At 61.9% G+C, this 16,859-nt stretch carries 16 protein-coding genes; 11 read left to right on the top strand and 5 right to left on the bottom strand.

Annotation, left to right across the window (positions count from 1 at the left end):
• The first annotated feature begins 172 nt into the window (after nucleotides 1-172).
• The 9 genes from RWJ89_RS02615 to RWJ89_RS02575 are packed head-to-tail and all read left to right on the top strand — an operon-like array spanning nucleotide 173 to nucleotide 8,873.
• Nucleotides 173-886 (top strand): FadR/GntR family transcriptional regulator, encoded by a 714-nt coding sequence (locus tag RWJ89_RS02615; RefSeq protein WP_026160238.1) that lies wholly within the window; start codon nucleotides 173-175, stop codon nucleotides 884-886.
• 20 nt (nucleotides 887-906) lie between these two features.
• The gene (locus RWJ89_RS02610) at nucleotides 907-1,737 is read left to right on the top strand and encodes an NAD-dependent epimerase/dehydratase family protein (protein WP_131641243.1); all 831 of its coding nucleotides are present in this window, start codon (nucleotides 907-909) and stop codon (nucleotides 1,735-1,737) included.
• Nucleotides 1,734-2,663 (top strand): SMP-30/gluconolactonase/LRE family protein, encoded by a 930-nt coding sequence (locus RWJ89_RS02605; RefSeq protein ID WP_316028301.1) that lies wholly within the window; start codon nucleotides 1,734-1,736, stop codon nucleotides 2,661-2,663. Before RWJ89_RS02610 ends, RWJ89_RS02605 begins: the two co-directional genes overlap by 4 nt.
• Nucleotides 2,660-3,610 (top strand): dihydrodipicolinate synthase family protein, encoded by a 951-nt coding sequence (locus tag RWJ89_RS02600; RefSeq protein WP_222060711.1) that lies wholly within the window; start codon nucleotides 2,660-2,662, stop codon nucleotides 3,608-3,610. Before RWJ89_RS02605 ends, RWJ89_RS02600 begins: the two co-directional genes overlap by 4 nt.
• A 42-nt stretch (nucleotides 3,611-3,652) precedes the next feature.
• The gene (locus RWJ89_RS02595; RefSeq protein ID WP_168267308.1) at nucleotides 3,653-5,239 is read left to right on the top strand and encodes an ABC transporter substrate-binding protein; all 1,587 of its coding nucleotides are present in this window, start codon (nucleotides 3,653-3,655) and stop codon (nucleotides 5,237-5,239) included.
• 5 nt (nucleotides 5,240-5,244) lie between these two features.
• On the top strand, nucleotides 5,245-6,342 hold the full coding sequence (locus tag RWJ89_RS02590; protein ID WP_131662763.1) for an ABC transporter permease: 1,098 nt from the start codon (nucleotides 5,245-5,247) through the stop codon (nucleotides 6,340-6,342).
• 4 nt (nucleotides 6,343-6,346) lie between these two features.
• Nucleotides 6,347-7,282, top strand: coding sequence for an ABC transporter permease (locus tag RWJ89_RS02585; protein ID WP_316030534.1), 936 nt, complete (start codon nucleotides 6,347-6,349; stop codon nucleotides 7,280-7,282).
• Nucleotides 7,279-8,133 (top strand): ABC transporter ATP-binding protein, encoded by an 855-nt coding sequence (locus tag RWJ89_RS02580; RefSeq protein ID WP_316030533.1) that lies wholly within the window; start codon nucleotides 7,279-7,281, stop codon nucleotides 8,131-8,133. Before RWJ89_RS02585 ends, RWJ89_RS02580 begins: the two co-directional genes overlap by 4 nt.
• Nucleotides 8,130-8,873 (top strand): ABC transporter ATP-binding protein, encoded by a 744-nt coding sequence (locus RWJ89_RS02575; RefSeq protein ID WP_316030532.1) that lies wholly within the window; start codon nucleotides 8,130-8,132, stop codon nucleotides 8,871-8,873. Before RWJ89_RS02580 ends, RWJ89_RS02575 begins: the two co-directional genes overlap by 4 nt.
• Nucleotides 8,874-8,972: 99 nt before the next feature.
• Here the strand turns inward: RWJ89_RS02575 and RWJ89_RS02570 are convergent, their stop codons facing one another.
• Nucleotides 8,973-9,419, bottom strand: coding sequence for a GNAT family N-acetyltransferase (locus RWJ89_RS02570; protein ID WP_168267303.1), 447 nt, complete (start codon nucleotides 9,417-9,419; stop codon nucleotides 8,973-8,975).
• Nucleotides 9,420-9,933: 514 nt separating this feature from the next.
• Here RWJ89_RS02570 and RWJ89_RS02565 point away from each other — a divergent pair.
• Nucleotides 9,934-10,446, top strand: a complete 513-nt coding sequence (locus RWJ89_RS02565; protein WP_026264501.1) for a hypothetical protein — start codon at nucleotides 9,934-9,936, stop codon at nucleotides 10,444-10,446.
• Between the two features lie 112 nt (nucleotides 10,447-10,558).
• Entirely contained in the window at nucleotides 10,559-10,762 is a 204-nt protein-coding gene (locus tag RWJ89_RS02560; RefSeq protein ID WP_017956647.1) for a cold-shock protein, read from the top strand.
• A 340-nt stretch (nucleotides 10,763-11,102) separates the two neighbouring features.
• Here RWJ89_RS02560 and RWJ89_RS02555 read toward each other — a convergent pair whose 3' ends face one another.
• Genes RWJ89_RS02555 through RWJ89_RS02540 form a run of 4 tightly spaced genes read right to left on the bottom strand, consistent with a single transcriptional unit; the run spans nucleotide 11,103 to nucleotide 16,850 of the window.
• Entirely contained in the window at nucleotides 11,103-12,722 is a 1,620-nt protein-coding gene (locus RWJ89_RS02555) for a GMC family oxidoreductase (RefSeq protein ID WP_410056102.1), read from the bottom strand.
• 2 nt (nucleotides 12,723-12,724) lie between these two features.
• Entirely contained in the window at nucleotides 12,725-14,254 is a 1,530-nt protein-coding gene (locus RWJ89_RS02550; RefSeq protein WP_316030530.1) for an FGGY-family carbohydrate kinase, read from the bottom strand.
• A gap of 32 nt (nucleotides 14,255-14,286) precedes the next feature.
• Nucleotides 14,287-15,129, bottom strand: coding sequence for a class I fructose-bisphosphate aldolase (locus tag RWJ89_RS02545; protein ID WP_032998965.1), 843 nt, complete (start codon nucleotides 15,127-15,129; stop codon nucleotides 14,287-14,289).
• Nucleotides 15,102-16,850: a glycerol-3-phosphate dehydrogenase/oxidase gene (locus RWJ89_RS02540; protein ID WP_316030529.1), complete on the bottom strand. Its 1,749-nt coding sequence runs from the start codon at nucleotides 16,848-16,850 to the stop codon at nucleotides 15,102-15,104. The genes RWJ89_RS02545 and RWJ89_RS02540 overlap by 28 nt, the downstream gene beginning before the upstream one ends.
• Between the last annotated feature and the right edge of the window lie 9 nt (nucleotides 16,851-16,859).

Genomic DNA, 16,859 nt, shown 5'->3' with positions numbered 1-16,859 from the left:
ATTTTGTAGCCATGCTGCATTGAAATGCGACGTTGTGCCGCTGAAATACGGTCAACAGGACGAAAAACGTTGGGTCTGTCAAATGCTGTACGCCGCTCTGAACCTATGGTCGGCGACAGCCAGGGTGCGGCCGCCGACCCGGCGCACGTGGCGTTGAGAGAAAAGGACCATGATGACATTCGCGGTCGATGCCGTTTCGAACAGGGGCGCAACGCGCTTCAGCGACATCATCTACGAGAAGATCGTAGGGATGATCGCCGACGGCAACTTTCCGGTGAACGAACGGCTGCCGCCGGAGACGAAGCTCGCCGCTGATTTCGGCGCATCGAGACCCGTCGTGCGCGAAGCGCTCGAACGCTTGAGAGCCGATGGCCTGGTCGTTTCGCGCAAGGGTTCCGGTTCCTATGTCAGGCAAAGGCCGGATTCGTCGATGCTGAAAATGGTGCCGGTCGGCTCCTTGGCCGATGTCCAGCGCTTCTTCGAATTCCGCGCCGGTCTCGAAGCCGAGGCGGCGGAGCTTGCAGCGCGAAACTGGCAACCGGTCGACAAGGAGCGGATAACGGCAGCGCTTCTTTCGATCGAGCAATGCCTGCGCAACGGGGAGCTTGGCGCCGAGGAGGACCAGGCTCTGCACGATGCAATTGCCATGGCGACTGGTAACCAGTTCCACATCACCCTGCGCGAGTGGTTCAAGCCGCATTTCGCCATCGGGCATTCCGTTACGCGAAGCTTGAGCTTGAAGCGGACGCCGGAACAGATCCGCAGCGTCCAGGATGAGCATGCGGTGATCGTCGAGGCGATCTTCGCGCACCGGGAAACCGAAGCGCACGATGCGATGAAAAGACACATACTGAATGCGCGCGCCCGCATGTTCCAGGGCGTTTGAGCGATATGGGAGGAGAGACGATGAAACGGGTCGCTATGACGGGTGCTGCCGGACGTGTAGGGACGCTGCTGCGTCCGCTTCTTCGGTCGCATGTCGAGCACCTCAGCTTGATCGATCTCCAGGAACCTGACGGGCTTGGCGAAAACGAGAATTTCGTAAAGGCCGACCTTACAAAGCTCGACGAGGCGACGGCTGCGCTGAAGGATATCGATGGCGTCGTCCATCTGGCGGGTATCGCAAGCGGCACGGACATGAACGCCATTCTGCACGCGAACGTGCTTGGAACATACAATCTCTACGAAGCGGCGCGGATCAACAAGGTTCAGCGGGTCGTCTATGCATCGAGCAATCATGCCACCGGCTTTTACCCGCGCGGCCAGCTCGTGTCGCCGCTCGACCCGATGCGCCCCGACAGCCCATATGGACTTTCCAAATGCTGGGGCGAGCTTGTGGCGGGGCTTTATTACGACACATCGGGCATTCGCTCTCTTTCCATCCGCATCGGCAATGCGGGCACCTATCCCAACAGCGAGCGATCCATTGCGATCTGGATCAGCGCGCGAGACCTGGCGCAATTGGTCAGGATCGGCCTTTCGCACCCGTTGATCGCAGCAACAGTGGTCTACGGCGTTTCCGACACCGAGGAGATGTGGTGGGAGAACGATCTGGCGACACGATTGGGCTACCAGCCGCAGGACCGGCCGCGTGACCACGCCCTGATCGAAGAGGGATCCGAGGGGCCGGTCGCGCTGGCGTTCCAGGGTGGCGGGTTCTGTGAGATCAATCACGACGGCACCATCCGTATGCGCGACGCCGATGGCTTGGCCAAGAGCCCGGAGACGGTTGAATGACGGCGCCTCGGGTCATCCGCCCGGACGTCCGTTCCGTTATCCAGCAACCGCTGACGGTCGGTGAATCGCCGGTATGGGACGAGGAGACCGGCACTCTGTGGTTCGTCGATATTCTGGCGCCGGCACTCGTCCGGCTTTCGCATTCAGGAAAGATCGACCGCTTCGACATGCCGGCCGCAATCGGCGCGCTCGGGCTTTGCCGCGATCACAGGATCGTCGTGGCGCTTCAGATGGGCGTCCATCTCTTCGATCCTGTCTCGGGAGATTTCGAGCTTGTGTCGGATCCAGTCGGGCGCCACGTCAACTGCCGCCTCAATGACGGAAAGGTCGGCCCCGACGGGCACTTCTGGATCGGCTCGTTCAGCGAAGCCAAGCCGCAGACCGATGAGGCCGCACTTTACTGCGTGGGCGCCGATGGCCGCACGCGGACCGTTGCAACCGGACTGACGAGTTCCAACGGCCTTGCCTGGTCGCCGGACGGCCGGCGGATGTATCACTCCGACAGCCGGCAATGCTTCCTGCAGGCATTCGACTTCGATCCTGATACGGGCGACCTCGGCGATGGGCGCCGGCTTCGCAGCTTCACGGAAGACGAGGGTCGGCCGGACGGAGCGACAACCGATCGTGACGGGTTCTACTGGAGCGCCGGCGTGTCCGCCGGTCGCCTCAACCGAATATCGCCCGAAGGCGACATCGTCGAAATCTACATTCTGCCGGTCCCCGCACCGACGATGCCGTGTTTCGGAGGGCCGGATCTGCGCACCCTCTTCGTCACGAGCCTGTCGACAGACCGCACTGGACGTTTCGAGGCGGGGACGGTGATCGCCTTCGACGTGGACGCAGTGGGCCTGCCGCCCTTCCGCTTCGGGGATCGTCCCGTCGGAATGACGGCGAACAGATGGAAAGATAACGGGGAAGAAAGATGAGCATCGCAACCATGCGCAAGGCGCTTACAGGCGTATCGGGTGTTCCCGTCACCGCCTATGACGGCAAGGGTGAAGTCGAACCCCGGATCACGGCGAAGGTCTATGAGCGGGTGGCGGCAGCGGGTATTCACAACATCGTCGCTGCCGGCAATACCGGGGAATTCTATGCTCTGACGCCGCAGGAAATCAGGATCGTCCATGAGGCGGCGGTTTCAGGCGTCAACGGCAAGGCGCCGGTAACGGCGGCGATCGGCCGGTCGCTGCGCGAGGCGATCGGCATGGCGAAAGATGCAGCCACGATCGGCGCATCCGCCGTCATGTCACATCAGCCCGTCGATCCTTTCGCGGCACCTGCGGCCCAGATCGACTATTTCTGCAATCTTGCGGATGCTTCGTCCCTGCCGCTCATCGCCTATGTCAGGGCGGATGGTTTCGCCGTCGCCGATATCGTCCGCCTCGCAAATCACGGCAATATTGCCGGCATCAAATTCGCCACGACCGATCTGATGTTGCTGTCGAGAGCGATCCCGGCGGCGAGCCCCGGCGGCGCGCTGTTCGTCTGCGGCCTGGCGGAAAGCTGGGCGCCGACATTTACCGCGGCCGGCGCCCGCGGCTTCACCTCCGGCCTCGTCAACGTCGCGCCGAAGCTCTCGCTTGGGGTCCACGCTGCGCTTGAAAAAGGCGATTTTGCCGCCGCCAGAGCGATCGTCAACAAGCTCGAGCCATTCGAGCGGATGCGAACCAAATTCCGCAATGGCGCGAACGTGACCGTCGTCAAAGAAGCCGTCACCTATTCCGGTCTCGATGTCGGTCCCGTGCGTGTGCCGGGATTGCCGCAGCTCGACCAGCATGACCGCGAGGAGCTTCATCGGCTGCTTCAAGGCTGGGAGGCCGAAGGCGACATTCAAACTCATTCAGACCAGCCGGCCGTAAAGGCGGCCGGCTGATTTCGACATTATCCACGAACAACAGGATTGGGAGGTCTTGAGATGCTGAGACAAGTACTGACAACGATCGCAATTGCCGGCGCCCTGACGACGGCGCAGCCCAGCTTCGCGGCGTCGCCGCCCAACATGCTGGTGATCGGCACCAATCTCACCGGTATAAGGACGCTCGATCCAGCGCAGAACAATGCCCGCACGGTTTCCGAACTGATCTCGAACCTCTACGACAACCTCGTGCAGCTGTCGCCAGACGATCTAAAAACGCTGAAGCCTATGCTCGCGACGCAATGGAGCGTCTCGGCGGATGGCAAGATCATCACGTTGACATTACGCGACGATGCGGTCTTCCAGAGCGGCAACAAGGTGACCGCCGAGGATGCGGCCTGGTCGATCCAGCGCGTCATCAAGATGGGCCAGGTCGGCTCCACCGACATCGCGCTCTGGGGCTTCACGCCTGAAAACGTCGAAAAGCTCGTTCGCGCGAAAGACGAACACACGCTCGAGATCGAGTTGCCGCAGGCAGTCAATACCGATCTGGTGCTCTATTCGCTGGCGGGCTCGTCGATCGGCATCGTCGACAAGAAGACGGTGCTGTCGCATGAGGCGAACGGCGATTTCGGCGGCGCCTGGCTTTCCGCCAATTCCGCCGGCAGTGGCCCGTTCAGCCTGGCGCAGTGGCGGCCGAACGATGTCGCGATCTTCAATGCGCAGCCGAAATACTGGGGCGGCAAGCCGGCCATGGCGCGCGTCGTCGCTCGTCATATTCCGGAATCCGGCAATCTCCGGCTTCAGCTCGAAGCCGGCGACGTCGATGTCGGCCAGTATGTCGCTAGCGGCGACCTCGATGCGCTCGCCACCAAGAAGGACATGGTCATCGAGAATGTCCCGGGTCTCGGCTTTTACTATATCGCCCTCAATCAGAAAGACCCGGATCTGCAGAAGCCAAAGGTTCGCGAGGCCTTCCAGCATGCCTTCGACTGGAAAGCGATCTCCGGCAACATCATGCGCCATACGGGCTTTCCCTGGCAGTCGATGATCCCGCGCGGCATGATCGGCGCTCCCGGCGAGGCGGCGGTCCGCTACGATTACGATCCCGCCAAGGCCAAGCAGCTGCTGGCGGAGGCCGGATATCCCAATGGCCTGAAGAAGGTTCTCAATCCGTCGGGAGCCCCGACCCTGCCCTTCGCCGAAGCGCTGCAGGCGAGTGCCCGCGCCGCCGGCCTCGATCTCGATCTCGTGCCCGGCGAGTTCACGCCCGCCTTCCGCGAACGCAAATTCGAAGTGCTGCTCGGCAACTCCGGCGCCCGCCTGCCCGATCCCTTCGCGGTCGCCACGCAATATGCCTTCAACCCCGACAATAGCGACGAGGCACGCCTCGGCAGCTATTACCTCTGGCGCACGGGCATGAAGGTGGACGAGCTCAACACGCTCATCGACCAATCGATGAAGGAGCGCGACACGGAAAAGCGCACCGACATCTTCAAGAAGATGGATGGCATCTATGCCGGCATGGCTTCGCCGTTGGTCATCTTCTTCCAGCGAACCGACCCCTATGTCATGCGCGCCAACGTGAAGGGCTATCACGGGCATACGACCTGGTCGACGCGCTGGCATGACGTGACCAAGGAGTAGAACGCGTGGCGAGCGCCGATATGACATCGAAGGGGGAGAGCAGCCGGCACTCCCCGGCGGGTGGGTTCGCCGAGGCGGCCCCGCACCCGGCACTGAGCCTGCTGCGGCGCCTGGCGGGACGAGTCGTAGCCGTCGTGACGACGCTGCTCGGCCTGCTCTTCCTGACCTTCTCGATGGGCCGCCTGCTGCCCGCCGACCCGGTGCTATCAATCACCGGGGCGGAAGTCAGCAAGGAGGTTTACGATCGCGTCTATAACGAGCTGGGTCTTGGGCAGCCGATCTGGATGCAGTTCCTGTCCTACGTCGGCAAGATCGCCACAGGCGATCTCGGCATGTCGGCGACGACGGGCCAGCCGATCCTCACCGATCTCCTGACGATCTTTCCCGCAACGATCGAACTTGCGATCATCGCCATGATCATCGGGGCGATCGTCGGCATTCCCTTAGGGATCACCGCTGCGGTCAGGCGCGGAACCGTTATCGACCACATCGCGCGGATCGTCGCCCTTGCCGGCCACTCCATCCCGATCTTCTGGACCGGGCTGATGGCGCTCTTCGTCTTTTATGCGAAGCTGAAGCTCGTCGGCGCCTCGGGCCGGATCGATGTCTTCTATGAAGGCCTCGTCACGCCGATGACGGGCTTTCTCCTGATAGACGCAGCGATTCAGGGCCAGTGGGACGTGTTTTACAACGCCCTTGGCCACATCATCCTGCCGGCGGCCATCCTCGGCTACTATTCCGTCGCCTATATCAGCCGCATGTCGCGGAGCTTCATGCTGGAGCAACTGAGCCAGGAATACATCATCACCGCCCGGGCCAAGGGGCTCGGCACCCGCAAGGTGGTCTGGCGCCATGCGTTCAAGAATATCCGCGTACAGCTCCTGACGATCATGGCGCTGACCTTCGGCGGGCTGCTTGAAGGCGCGGTGCTGATCGAGACCGTCTTCGGGTGGCCAGGGCTCGGCCAGTACCTGACCCGGGGGCTGCAGATGAACGACATGAACGTCGTGATGGGTTCGGTGCTGACGATCGGCGCCGTCTTCCTGACGATCAATATCCTGTCGGACTTCCTTTATCGCATTCTTGATCCGAGGACACGGTGACGCCATGACGATCTCCTCTGAGCACACAGACAGCGTCAACACCGGCGGCCTTCGCAACTGGCTGTTCGCACCGGAGCCTCGAGGCTGGTTCCAGTCATCGGCGCAGCAAATTCACCAGGGCTGGCGGAAATTCAGCCTGCACCCGCTTGGCCTCGCCGGATTAGCCATCATCCTGCTGCTGATCGTCGTGGCCCTGGCCGCACCCCTGCTGACGAGCTACGATCCGATCGTTCAGGACATGGCCGGGCGGCTTGCCGCGCCATCGGCGAGCCATTGGCTCGGCACCGACAATTTCGGCCGCGACGTCTTTTCACGGGTGATCTATGGCGCCCGCACGACGCTTTACATCATCATGCTCGTCACGGTCATTGTCGCCCCGCTCGGCCTGCTGATCGGTACCGTCTCGGGTTATTTCGGCGGCATCGTCGATGAAATCCTGATGCGCGTCACCGATATTTTTCTCTCCTTCCCCGGCCTCGTGCTGGCTCTGGGTTTTGCCGCAGCGCTCGGTCCCGGCATCACAAATGCGATCATTGCGATTTCGCTGACGGCCTGGCCGCCGATCGCGCGCCTTGCGCGCGCCGAGACGCTCAGCCTCCGCAAGGCGGATTACATCGCCGCCGTACGCCTGCAGGGCGCGACATCAATCGCGATCATCACTCGTCACATCCTGCCGATGTGCATTCCCTCGGTGATCGTCCGCGTCACCCTCAATATGGCCGGCATCATCATCACTGCCGCCGGTCTCGGCTTCCTCGGCCTCGGCGCGCAGCCGCCGTGGCCGGAATGGGGTTCGATGGCCGCCAGCGGACGTGAATTCATGCTCGACAGCCCCTGGGTCATCGCAGCACCCGGCATTGCCATTGCGCTCGTCAGCCTCGCCTTCAACCTCGTCGGCGATGCGCTTCGCGATGTTCTCGATCCCCGAGGTTCGGAATGACTGACCTGATCGACATTCAGAACCTCGAAATCGCCTTCGGCGGCGGACAGGTGCGGGCCGTGCGCGGCGTGAGCTTTTCGCTTGGACAGGAAAAGCTCGGGATCGTCGGTGAATCCGGATCGGGAAAGTCGACCGTTGGCCGCGCGATCATGAAGCTGCTGCCACCGACCGCGGTCGTCAATGCCGAGCGGATGCGCTTTCGCGACGTCGATCTGCTCAAGGCGAACGAAAAAACGATGATGACGATCAGGGGGCGGCGGATCGGCCTGATCCTGCAGGATCCGAAATATTCGCTCAATCCCGTCATGCGGATCGGCGAACAGATTGCCGAGACCTACCGCTTCCATCATCCGAGGGTGAGCAAGAGCAAGACCTATAGCCAAGCGCTCGATATGCTCGAAGCCGTCCAGATCCGTGATCCCGAGCGCGTGGCCCGCCTATATCCGCACGAAATCTCGGGCGGCATGGGTCAGCGGGCGATGATCGCCATGATGCTGATTGCCGAACCCGAAGTGCTGATCGCAGACGAGCCGACGTCAGCGCTCGACGTGACGGTGAGGCTCGAGATCCTGGCCCTGCTCGACGAGCTCGTCCTGCGGCGTAATCTCGGGCTGATCTTCATCAGCCACGATCTCAATCTCATCAGGAATTTCTGCGATCGCGTCCTCATCATGTATGCGGGGCGGGTCGTGGAAGTGCTCGAAGCGCGCGACCTCGACAAGGCCCGACATCCTTATACGCAAGGATTGCTGGCATCACTGCCGACGATCGAGGATCCACCCGCCCGGCTGCCGATCCTGAAGCGGGATCCCGCCTGGCTCGAAGAACCCGCATTGGAGCCGCCGCGGTGATCAAAATCGACAATCTCACCATCCGTTTCGGACATAGCCAGCGGCCTGTCGTCAGAGATCTAAGCCTTTCCATCGAGAAGGGGACGGCCTTCGGTCTGGTCGGCGAGTCCGGCTGCGGGAAGTCCACTGTCCTGAGGGCGCTTTCCGGCCTCAACGCCAATTATGACGGCCGGATCGAGCTCCAAGGCGAGACTCTGGACCGACGGCGCAGCCGGCCGTTCTTCCGCCAAGTGCAGATGGTGTTCCAGGACCCCTATGGATCCCTCCACCCACGCAAGACCATCCGCTCGCAGCTGAAAGAACCGCTGCGCAACCAGGGCCTGGATACGAATTCCGTCGACGTCAACGCCGTCCTGAGATCGGTCGGCCTCGATCCGGCGTTGAGCTACAGATTTCCGCACCAGCTCTCCGGCGGCCAGCGCCAGCGCGTGGCGATCGCCCGCGCGCTGATGCTGGATCCGGACGTTCTGCTTCTCGACGAACCGACATCGGCGCTCGACGTGTCGGTTCAGGCCGAAATCCTCAATCTCCTCCAGGATTTGCGCACCAACCGCGGGCTGACCTATCTGCTCGTCAGCCACGACCTCGCCGTCGTCTCGCACATGTGCAGCCGCGTCGCCATCATGGAAGCGGGCGAGATCGTCGAACAGGTCGATGTCGGCGCGCTCCGAAGCGGTGCGGTCGAACACCCCTACTCGCAACGCCTGCTGCGCGCGAGCCGGATGTACGGAAGGGCGTAATTCTCGATCGATACGCGGCTGCTTCTTGGCGTCGTCGCAGGCCGTTCACCCGTGCATACTCAGGATTTTCGCTGGCGGATCGAGATTCCCAATCTAACGTTATCCGCTTGATCTGGAGTACAGGCCGAGGTCGCTTATCATAGCAAATTCGCAACGCTGATAGAACTCCGAGAGCGCCCCTCCTCGCTTTGAGATCAGCCACACGCTGCTACATCCTTCAGCCGTGGCTGTTTCGAACATTGCAGAAAGTAGAGCGGTCCCTATTCCCTTACCCTGTGCGTCGGGCTGCACTGAAAGCTCGTCCACATAAATGACGGGGCCGGTATGGCGCCGCTGTCGTATCCCGAGCGCAATGCCGAGCACCTTGTCTCCGTCAACTGCCGCAAGTGCAATTGACCTGGGAGTTTCAAGCACATAGGTCACATTTTCTGCAGCCGCCTCAAGCGACCAGCTCTCATTCCACGGAGGCAGGGCATAGGCATTTACCAATACGGCGGCCGCGCCGCTAATGTGTTTTTCAAGCAGACGCTCGATCCGAAATGACATAAACTCGCCTCACGCCACGTGAGGTGACATTCGCCGAAGGCTATTGGTTTCGCAATGGCGTGTTGGCTGCATCCGCAGGTTTTTCGCCGAGCTTGTCCCTAAAATGGTAAAGATCGCGGCTGCGCCAGGCAGGTCCGGGTCAGTCCGCTGGCTGAGCCAGCATTGAATGCTCTATTTCCACCTCACGTGAAGCCGCAAGATCCCAAGTGGGACTGGACGAATGATCTCTTCGGCCGCAGGCAGCATCTTTTCTTTTCGGCAAACCCGAGGGCGACGCAATTAACGCACTGGTTCAGAACCGTCCGGTGAATGCTGAGCAGATCGAGGATGCGGCAATCCCTTTCAGCGTGCATGGGCAGCATTGGTAGTTTGATCCTGTTGAAAACGCGTGCTCCGCGGCGGGCGAATATGTCCCATACGGAACCAATTCACCGCCGAGTGGTTATATGACACCCTCCTCCTCGAAGAGCCGAGCGTCGTGATGTGGATGTTAAGCGGCCCGAAAGTTACTCAGATGATCAAGGTCCTTGCCTGCGCCATCGCCGCTGCGACGGCGTCAATGCTCATGGCCGGCGCCGCCAAAGCCGACGAGTCTGCCTTCCTCAAAACACTGGCGGGAAATTGGAGCGGTAAGGGTACGGTGAAAGTGCGGACAAATGCACCCACCATGAAAGTCACTTGCCGTTTCAAGTCGGACGCGAATGCAAGTTCCCTTGCGCTCAATGGGCGCTGCACCAGTCTCGTCGTTTTTTCCCGTGTCATCAGCGCTAACCTCAAGGCCAGCGGTGACACCTACACTGGCTCCTACGTCGGCGCGGGCACCGGCACCGCGGGCCTTGGCGGAAAACGCGCCGGTAATGCCATAAGCCTCGCGATCAAATGGGCGAAAGAGGTCAATGGCGATCGCCGTGCGCAGATGACGATCGAAAAAACCGGGGCGTCGGGCATGCGTCTCACAACCATCGATAACGACCCTGCGACAGGTCGATCGGTTGTGACGAGCCGCATTGAGCTTCGCCGGAGCTGATATCTTTTTGCGTTCAAACAGCCGTTGGCGTGCTAAAGGGTTGATAGAGAAGCTCCGAAGCTATAGTTTCGCCTTCGCAAATCGTCGAACGATATAAGGAAATAGTTATCTCATGCCGACAGGTACCGTTAAATTCTTCAATGACGACAAGGGCTTCGGCTTCATTACCCCTGAGGGTGGCGGCCAGGACGTTTTTGTTCACGTGTCTGCGCTGCAGAGCGGCGGGTCGCTCCGCGAAGGCGACAAGGTCAGCTTCGAAATTGGACAGGATCGCAAGACCGGAAAATCGAAGGCTGAGAACGTCTCGACGCTCTGATCGAAATCGAAGATGGCCCGGCCTGCGTTGAGCGGGTTGGGCTCATCGTCACGAGTCGCGGGCGCGAATGCCTTCGTACTCTAAAGCGCGTCGTGATCTTCGCGCTATAAGTGTTTGTGTTACGCATGTCGTTGTCGCAAAGCCGCTGCACCGCCACATGCTTTAAGCCGAAAGGCTGACGATTGAGCCTTGGCGTGCCGTTTGATGTCCGCGCCTTGGAAATCCCGAATATGACGCGTGAGGACTCTCATGCCAGCGCAGTGGCTGCAATCAGAGCATTTTCTCTCTGACAAAAGATGTTCCAAGCATTCGTTTTAGACGATGCGATGAGCTGATCACATCACGCCCCTGACAGAATGCTCTTCGCGGCCTTCTCGGCAATCATGATCACCGGCGAGTTGGTGTTGCCCGACACGATCGTCGGCATGATCGAGGCATCGACCACCCGCAGTTTCTCCAGCCCATGCACCCGCAATTGCGGATCGACAACCGCCATCATGTCGCTGCCCATCTTGCAGGTACCGACCGGATGGAAGATCGTTGTGGCGATATCGCCGACGCGACGGATCAGCTCCTCGTCAGTCCGGTATTCCGTGCCCGGCAGCATCTCCTGCGGTCGGTACTTGGCGATCGCACCGGCCTCCATGAGCCGGCGGGCGTGCCGGATCGATTTCGTCGCAACCATCCGGTCGCCGACGGTCGAAAGATAATTCGGGCGGATTTCCGGCGCCACGGACAAGTCCGGGCCGACAACATGCACGGTCCCCCGGCTCTCCGGCCGCAAATTGCAGACGGAGACGGTGACGGCGGGATATTTGTGCAGCGGCTCGCCGAGCCGGTCGGTGCTCAAGGGCTGCACGTGATATTCGAGATCGGCGGTCGCAACGGCCGGATCGCTCTTGGCAAAGATACCGAGCTGACTCGGCGCCATCGACAGCGGCCCCGACCGGCGCAGCATATATTCAAGCCCCATGCCCGCCCGGGTGAACAGGTTGTGATAGAGCTGGTTCAGCGTCTTTGCGCCCTCGATGCGGAAGACCGTACGGATTTGCAGATGGTCCTGCAGGTTTTCGCCGACACCCGGAAGTTCATGGACGACGTCCAGTCCGGCAGCGGACAACACATCCGGTCGACCGACCCCGGAAAGCTCCAGGATTTTCGGTGAATTGATCGCACCGGCAGACAGGATGACCTCGCGACCGGCGCGAGCCAGATGGTTCTGCCCGTTCAGCCGGAACCGTACGCCAGTCACCATTCTGCCGTCGAATTCCAGCCGCTCGGTTTCGGCGCCGGTCAGCACACGCAGATTGGGCCGCTTCATCGCCGGGCGCAGAAAGGCCTTGGTCGTGTTCCAGCGCAGGCCGCCGCGCTGGTTGACCTCGAAATAGCCCGAGCCTTCATTGTCGCCATCGTTGAAATCGTCGGTCTTCGGGATACCGAGTTCTTCGGCGGCATCGCGAAAGGCATCGAGGATCGGCCAGGATAGCCGCTGCTTTTCCACCCGCCATTCGCCGCCTGCCCCGTGCATCCGCGATTGGCCACGATAGTTGTCCTCGGATTTCAGGAAATAGGGCAGCACGTCGTCCCAGCCCCAGCCGGAATTGCCCGCCTGCCGCCAGCCGTCGTAATCGGCCGCCTGGCCGCGCATGTAGATCATGCCGTTGATCGACGAACAGCCGCCCAGCACTTTTCCACGCGGGTAGGGCAGTGACCGGCCGTTCAGTCCGGCTTCCGCGGCCGTCCTCATCATCCAATCGGTGCGCGGATTGCCCATGCAGTAGAGATAGCCGATCGGCACATGTACCCAATGATACCGGTCGCTGCCGCCCGCTTCGAGCAGCAGGACGCGGGTTTTCGGATCGGCCGACAGCCGGTTGGCCAGAACGCATCCCGCCGATCCCGCCCCGACGATGATGAAGTCGTAGCTTCCCGCATCAATGGCTGCATCATCCACACGCATATTCACGCCGCCGCCCCCGCTGCCGCCGGCGGGACAGCCGTCAGACGCCGCCAGAGCGGCGCCATCGCTTCGGCGATATCCTGATAGAGAGCGTAGCGCCGCGCATAATGCGCTTCAAGCGAGACATCCGGGCGATAATGCCGCTCGGTCCGGACCATGGCCGCAGCACCAGCGCCGAAATCCGCGAAGACGCCGACGCCGGTTCCAGCCGCAATCGCCGCCCCCAGGGCACCGGTTTCGCGCGAGCGGGCGACGGTGACGGGTACGCCGAGCACATCGGCAAAGATCTGCGGCCAGATCAGGCTGCGCGAGCCGCCGCCGGAGAGCACCGCTTCGTTGAACACCGCCCCGGCCTTTCTGATCGTCTCGATGTGCTGGCGATGACCGAAGGCGACACCTTCGAGAAGCGCGCGAACGAGATGCCCCTTGGTGTGCCAGCCGGCAATGCCGTAGAAGCCGGCGCGCGCGTGACCGTCCTGCTGGGCGCCATAGAGATATGGATGGTAGAGCGGGTCGTCTGCCGCAGGCTCGATCGCGCCGGCCAGCGCGCAGCAGGCATCGAAGGGCGACACGCCTCCCTCATGCTCGCCTTCGAAGAACTCCCGCACCAGCCATTCGAGATTGGCAGCCGAGGTGGCGCTGTTCTCCATCGCCATGTACCGGCTGCGATCGAAGGTCGAGGACATGAAGACCGGCCCGTCGAGGTCGGGACTGTCGATAACAACCTGGTTGATGCTCCAGGTGCCGGCAATGATCGAGGCGCTGCCGGTGCGCGAAACGCCCGAGCCGAGCGCCGAGGCGACGACGTCGAACAGCCCGCCGACCACAGGCGTACCGGCGGCGAGCCCGGTTTGCGTCGCCACCTCTTCCGTTACCGTACCGGCAATGTCGGCGCTTTCGATGAGCGGCGGCAAGAGGTCCATGCAATCGTCTAGTCCATAGGCCTCCATCAGTGCCTTGTCGTAGCGGCGCGCGGCGAGATCGAGCAGACCGGCTCCCGACATGTCGGATACTTCGCTGACGCGGCGGCCGGTCAGGCGGTTGACGACGAAATCCTTGGAGAGGAACACGGTACCGATGCGGTTGAACAGTTCCGGCCGGTGACGCTTCAGCCAGGCTAGCAATGTCGGTGTCTGGGATGGCCACGGGCGCTGGCGGGCAATCGGATAGGTCCGGTCACCAACGCCGGCTTCTCGCCATTCATCGACCAGCCCAGCCGCTCGCGTGTCGAGCGACTGGATGCCGATGAGCGGAGCGCCGTCGCGATCAAGCGCATAGAGGCCGTTGCCATGCCCGGCGCAACCGATCGCGGCGATTTCCTCCGGCTGGATCTTTGCCTTTTCGATGCAGGCGCGGATGACCTGCCGGGCATTCGCCCAGAGTTCGTCCAGACCCCGCTCGACATGCCCCGGGCTCGGCATGCGGCTGTGTCCCTCTTCGGACGCAGCCGCGATCTCGTTGCCCGCCCGGTCGAAAATCACCGCCTTGATGACGGTGTTTCCGGCGTCGAGCCCCAAAAGATAGTTTCCCATGCAGAACCCCTCCCAAGATTCGAAATCGTTGCTCAGCCCTGCTGATAGAGTGCAAAGGCCTGTTCGCCGCTCGCATCCTCGTGCACGATCGCCATCAGACCGCGCACCACGGCACTCGGATTGGCGTGCTGATAGATGTTGCGCCCATAGACCATGCCCACAGCGCCCTGCCGCATCAAGGCCGCCGATTTGTCAAAGACGGCACGAAGATCTTCCTTGCCGCCGCCGCGCACCAGAACCGGGCAGCGGGCTGCTTCCACCACTTTGTGGAAATCCTCGGCATTGGTGGTCGGATCCGCCTTGACGATATCCGCCCCCATCTCGCGGGCGAGCCGCGTCAAGGTAACGATCTTGTCTGCATCGCCATCGACCATGTAACCGCCCTTTTCGGTGACCGGCTGCATCACCAGCGGCTCGATCATCAGCGGCAGGCCATACTTGTCGCAATCGGCCCGCACGCGGGAAATGTTCTGCACACATTGGCGGAACAGGTCCGGCTCGTCCGGCAGCATGAACAGGTTGACGACGACGCAGGCGGCATCCATTTCGATCGCGCCGATCAACGGCTCGGCCTCGTTCTGCAACACCGCCCACATGTCGCGGTGGCGGATCCGATTATAGGGATTGCCCATGTCGATGCGCATAACCAGCGCCGGCTTGTCCTTGCCGGCCACGTCCTGCAGCAGGTCCGCCTGGCCGTAATTCATCTGGATCGCGTCCGGCCCGGCTGACACCAGGGCCTTGACGACGGCCTGAATATCCTCCAGCCCGTTGAGGAAGGACGGTTCGTTGCAGACCCCGTGATCGATCGCCACGTCAAGGCAACGGCCGCCGCCGAACAGCCGGTTCATCCGGACTTTGCTGTTGTGTCGCATTCTGTGCTCCTTGGTTCGTTCCTTGCCGAAAGCATGTCTTCGTCGACGCCGTGGCGTTCGGTGAGAAGGGTGAGAAAACGGTCGCGCTCACGGGCGCGATGCGTGAGCGTCCAGTGCTTTTCCTGCGCCAGCAGGTCGAGTACGGCATCCATCATCTCGAGCGAAAGCTCGCCTGAAACGGCCAGCGTCGTGCGCCGCAAAAGCAGGTCGTCGAGATGTTCCACCGCTTCCTCGCGGATCAGAAACTGCAATTCGCGCACCGAGTAGCCGGCGTGCGGCAACACTGTATCGGGGCCTGCCACGATGAAGCCGGCAACCGCCTCGGCATCCGTGCCGTACCGGGCAAACAGCTCGGCCATGCGCCCACCGGGAAGGCCTTTGCTGGCCGCCGCCTGCGCAAGCCAGACAGGCGCGTTGGCCGGAAATGCCTGCCCGCCGCCGATCGGCCGATCGGTTGTCGCAACGCGGCGCTGCCGGCCTAGTCGTTCCAAAGCCATGTCGGCCGCCAGTTCCCCGAAGGACCGAAATGTCGTCCACTTGCCGCCGATCATGCACAGAACCGGCGGGCCACCATCCTTCGGCTCTACGACCGTGCAGAAATGATCGCGCGGGATGCGCCCGGTAAAACTGTCGGTGCTGGCCGGCAGCGGCCGCACGCCGGAAAACTGGAAAACGATCTGTTCCGCCCGGATGGCGATATCAGGCAGCACGAAGGCGAGCGATTGCAGGATATAATCCCGCTCGTCGGCCTCGCAGCGCACCGATTCCGGATCGTCGACGCGGATGTCGGTCGAACCGACGAGAACCTTGCCGAGATAGGGAAAGAGGATGCAGATCCGCCCGTCCTCGTTCTCATAGTAGATCATGTGACCGGCGAGCGCGTCGCGTAGGTCCGCATTGTCGACGATCAGATGCGAGCCCTTGGTGCCGCCAATCAGCGGTGCAGGCCGCGCTTCTGGCGAAAACAGCGTCTGATTGGCGATGTCGATCCAGCCGCCGGTGGCGTTGATGATCAGCGCCGGTTCGACGGCAATGGACTCGCCGTCGATCTGGTCTTCTACGCGGTACTGACCATCCTCTGTCCGCCGCAGTTCCGTATAGTTCAGCGCCATCGCCCCAAACTTTGCTGAAAGACCATCCTGCAGAAGCTCGATTCCCAGCCGCTCCGGGTGGCTGACCCAGGCGTCGAAATAGGTGGCGGAACTCTTGATGTCGGGATTGAGCGCCGGCCACTTGGCAAGCGTTCTGCGCCGGCCACGAAACTGGTGGCGCGGCATCAGCGCCCGTTTGCGGGTCAGGAAATCATAGATGCACAGGCCCGCCTTGATGGCGACGGCGCCACGCCGGCTCGGGCGGCGGCTGAGGCCCAGAAAGCGGACGATGCCATTGCCGAGGCCGGAAAAGATATCGAACACCGGCACCGTCGTCGGCAGCGGAGCGACGTAGTGCGGCGCATTGCGCAGCAGACGGTCCCGCTCGACCAGCGATTCCTGCACCAGCTTGAATTCGCCGTTTTCAAGATAGCGCAGCCCGCCATGCACCATGCGCGACAGCGCCGAACTGGCCCCGGAGCAATAGTCGTGTTTCTCGACGAGCAGCACATTCAGCCCCTGCAGCGCCAACTCCCGAAAGACGCTGATGCCGTTGATGCCGCCGCCGATAACACAGACGTCCACCTTTGGGCTCTGGCGGAGCCCGTCCAATATCTCTTGCCGATTCATGATGGCGAT

The organism is Rhizobium sp. 10PS4, from assembly GCF_032464805.1.
Lineage (GTDB): Bacteria > Pseudomonadota > Alphaproteobacteria > Rhizobiales > Rhizobiaceae > Rhizobium > Rhizobium laguerreae.
The sequence above is the reverse complement of the archived record's forward strand: the minus strand, read 5'-3'. Positions and strand labels throughout refer to the sequence as shown.